Genomic DNA, 3,670 nt, shown 5'->3' with positions numbered 1-3,670 from the left:
CACCGCGAGGCGGTGAGGGCGGCCGGTGCGGGAACGGTCAGGGGAGCAGCAGGAACGCCAGGCCGTTGGGCGAGCCAAGGCCGGTGACGTTGTCGTAGCCCCCGGTGGTGTGGATGGTCAGGTTCGGGTAGTCGAGCACCCGGGCCGACGTGCGCAGCCCGGCCGAAGCGTCCACGCCGTTGGCGTAGTCGACCCGTTCCACCGCACCGTCGACGTGAGCGACGTCGCTGATGGCCCCGATCGCGGTCCCGGCGAAGTACGCGACCGGGTTGATGAAGCCGTGGTGGAATCCGACCAGGCTGTCCGACACCGCCATGACACCCGCCAGCAGCGGCGAGGACAGGCTCGTGCCGCCCAGGCGGTACTGGTCGTAGTACACGCCGTCGGGGAAGGTCTGCGTCTGGCCGACCAGGAAGCCGGTGTTCGGGTCGCCGACCATCGCGATGTCCGGCACCACGCGGCCCTTGGCCTTGCCGTTCTGGTTCTGCGTGGACAGCTGGTCCGGCACCACGCCCCGCTGGTAGAACGGCTGGTTGAAGATGGTGCTGGTGCCACCGCCGGAACCGGAGGTGTAAGCGCCGGGCCACGCCGGGGCGTAGCTGCCACCGGTCAGCGTGCTCTTGCCGGTTTCCCAGCCGGTTTCGAACAGCTTCCGGCCGTCCTTGCCGACCGCCAGGCTGGTGCCGCCCACCGCGGTCACCCACGGGGAGCTGGCCGGGAAGTCCGCCGCCGGGGTGCCGAGGCGGGCCGCCTCGTCACCGTTGTCGCCGGAGGAGAAGTACACGCCGATGCCTTCCAGCACGGCCTGGATCTCGATCTGGGTCCAGGTGCGCACCTGCGAGGCCGGGATGTCCTCGCCCGCGTCGCCGTAGGAGTTGGAGACGATGTCGGCGGAGTGGTTGGCCACGATCCAGTTCAGCGCCGAGTCCAGCGAAGCGTCCTGGCAGTCGGAGGCACCGACGTAGAGGATCTTCGCCCCGGGCGCCATCGCGTGCACGGCCTCGACGTCGAGCGTCTGCTCGCCGTACCAGCCCGCCGCGTCGCACTGGTCCGGGCCTTCCTGGGCCGGGTTGGTCGGGAAGACGTGCTCGGAGAACTGCGACCGCAGCAGCGGGTGCGCCGGGTCGTTGCGGCGCGCGTACTCCGCCGCGTCGGCGTACAGGGTGGGCGAGGCGAAGGCGTCCACAATGGCCACCGTGGTACCGCTGCCGTCCGCGCCGACCCCGTCGACGCCGTAGGCCGAACGCAGCTGAGCCGGGGTGTAGCCGCACGGCGCGTAGGGCAGGTTCTTGCCGTTGTACGCCGGGTCGGTGGTGTCGGTCTTCTCGCCGTAGTACGTGCTGCACGGCGGGGCGTTGCGGAAACCGTTCGCCGGGGGCACGTCGCTCGGGCTGCCGTCGGTGTGCGCGGGCTTGAGCAGCGCGGTGGCCTGGTCCACCCCGATGACGCCGAGGACCTCGCCGGCCAGCGTCGCGGGCACGGACAGTTCGCGGTCGGCGGCGCGCAGCACCTGCCCGTCCACCCGGTACTGGCCGAGCTGGACGCCGAAGGCCCGCTCCACCTGGTCGGCCGTTCCGGTGGCCTCGACATACGCCTTGTTCGAGGGGACCGCGCCGACCGAGAAACCGCTTCCGGACAGCCAGTCCCGCACCGACTTCACGGTGCCGTCCGTGGCGGCGTACCGGTCGCGGACCTCGCCCGGGGACAGGTACTGCCGGAAGTTCCGGCTCGACGGGTCGCTCACCGACTGGGCCGCGGCCTCGGCGCCGGCCTGGTCGCGCATCCCGAGGTAGACACGGAAGTTCAGTTTCGACGACGACGCCGAATCGGCGACCTTGGTGGCCGGCGTGGCCCAGCGCGGATGGGACTGCGGGATCACCGCGCGCCCTTCCGCGGAGGCCAGGCTCGGCACCGCGGCGGTGACACCACCGGCGACGGCGAGCGAAACGAACAGGGTCAGAGCTCTTCGCACAGGGACTTCCCCTCAGAGGTAGAAGCGGAACTGCGCAGAGATTAGAGGCGAAAACCGCTCAGGGGAAGGAAAAAGATGCGGCGCGGCGGGAAAACGTCAGGCCGGGACAGAAAAGTCTGGTTTCCCCGGTAAGTAGGAAAACGGACAATTCAGGCGGGCGGGAAGATTCCGTGCTCGGTGACCACCGCGGTGATCAGTTCAGCCGGGGTCACGTCGAACGCCGGATTGTAAGCGGTTGCCCCGGGCGGTGCCACCCGCTGCCCCGCGACGCAGGTCACTTCCCCGGCGTCCCGCTCCTCGATCACGATGCCGCCGCCGTCCGGCAGCTCCTTGTCCACTGTGGACATCGGCGCGACCACGACGAACGGCAGGCCGTGGCGGGCCGCCGCCAGCGCCAGCCCGTAGGTGCCGATCTTGTTGGCCACGTCCCCGTTGGCCGCGATCCGGTCCGCGCCGACCACCACGCAGTCGACGAGGCCGCGCGCCATCGCCGAGGCGGCCGCCGAGTCCGGCAGCAGGCGGTAGGGCACCCCGGCTTCGGCCAGTTCCCACGCGGTCAGCCGCGCGCCCTGCAGCAGCGGCCGGGTCTCGTCGGCGAACACGTACTCGAGCCGCCCCGCCTCGTGCAGATGCCAGACCACGCCCAGCGCGGTACCCCAGCCGACGGTGGCCAGGCGGCCCGCGTTGCAGTGCGTGAGCAGCCGCAGCGGCCGCGACGGGCAGCGGTCGAGGAGCAGTTCGGCCGCCCGGCGGGAGGCCTCCCGGTTGACCCGTTCGTCCTCGTCCATGAGTGCCTTCGCCTCGGCGAGCACGGCCTCGGGCCCCTCGGCCAGCCGGGTCAGCGCGCGGCGCACGCCCCAGCTCAGGTTGACCGCCGTCGGTCGCGCGTCCGCGAGCCTGCGGGCGTCGGCACGGACCGCCTCGGCGTCGCCGGGGTGCCGGAACGCGGACAGCGCCGTGCCGAGCGCGCCCGCGGCGCCCAGCGCCGGTGCGCCCCGCACCGCGAGCCGCCGGATCGCGCCGATCAGCTCGTCCACCGTGGTCAGCCGAAGGGTCTCGAAGGACGCGGGCAGGGCGCACTGGTCGATGATCATCACGGCACCGCCGTCCCAGTCGATGGTCCTGCGCACGGTGCCTCCTCGCCGATGTCTGCCTGCCATGATGCCGCCATGACCATTCACCGTGACAACGTCCCCGGCTTGGCGCCGCCCGAGCACTACCACCACCTGACCACCGTGGAAGCCCGGCGGCTGGTCTTCCTGGCCGGTCAGTGCCCGGTCGCCGAGGACGACTCGGTGCCCGAGGGCCTTGCCGCGCAGGTGGACCTGATGGTGGCGAACACCCTGCGCGTGCTCCAGGCCGCGGGCGCCACGCCCGAGGACGTCGTCCGCACCGTCGTCTACGTGGCAGGGACGCAGCCGGACCTGGTCGCGGTATGGCGGCAGCTGACCGGCTCCGCGCTCGCAGGCGCGTTCACCACCGCGAGCACCCTCGTCGGCGTCACCTGCTTCGGCTACCCCGGTCAGCTGGTCGAACTCGACGTGACGGCAGCGCTGGCCTAGCGTGGATTCCTCCGTCGACGGGAGGTGCCGCGATGACCGGCCGAACCAAGTACGTCCTCGACGAGACCGAGTTGCCGGCCCGCTGGTACAACCTGGTCGCCGACCTGCCCGAGCCGCCCCCGCCGCCGCTGCACCC

Annotated in this window: 3 protein-coding genes; 1 reads left to right on the top strand and 2 read right to left on the bottom strand. The window is 71.7% G+C overall.

The genetic code is table 11. The features are described from left to right. Positions 1 to 37: 37 nt before the first annotated feature. Both FNH05_RS34450 and mtnA read right to left on the bottom strand, forming a co-directional pair. Positions 38 to 1,972 carry a S53 family peptidase gene (locus tag FNH05_RS34450; protein WP_144593040.1) on the bottom strand — a complete coding sequence of 645 codons (1,935 nt, stop codon included), beginning with the start codon at positions 1,970 to 1,972 and terminating at the stop codon, positions 38 to 40. A 149-nt stretch (positions 1,973 to 2,121) separates the two neighbouring features. Continuing rightward, positions 2,122 to 3,102 (bottom strand): S-methyl-5-thioribose-1-phosphate isomerase, encoded by a 981-nt coding sequence (gene mtnA, locus FNH05_RS34445; RefSeq protein ID WP_186382880.1) that lies wholly within the window; start codon positions 3,100 to 3,102, stop codon positions 2,122 to 2,124. Between the two features lie 39 nt (positions 3,103 to 3,141). Here mtnA and FNH05_RS34440 point away from each other — a divergent pair, with 39 nt between their 5' ends. Continuing rightward, positions 3,142 to 3,534: a RidA family protein gene (locus tag FNH05_RS34440; RefSeq protein ID WP_144593038.1), complete on the top strand. Its 393-nt coding sequence runs from the start codon at positions 3,142 to 3,144 to the stop codon at positions 3,532 to 3,534. Positions 3,535 to 3,670: the final 136 nt, after the last annotated feature.

The organism is Amycolatopsis rhizosphaerae (assembly GCF_007713715.1).
Lineage (GTDB): Bacteria > Actinomycetota > Actinomycetes > Mycobacteriales > Pseudonocardiaceae > Amycolatopsis_E > Amycolatopsis_E rhizosphaerae.
Note: the sequence above shows the minus strand (reverse complement) of the source record. Positions and strands in the feature narration are given on the sequence as shown.

Coding starts and splice junctions, on each gene's coding strand:
- FNH05_RS34440 (WP_144593038.1), top strand. CDS start 3,142: ATGACCATTCACCGTGACAACGTCCCCGGCTTGGCGCCGCCCGAGCAC.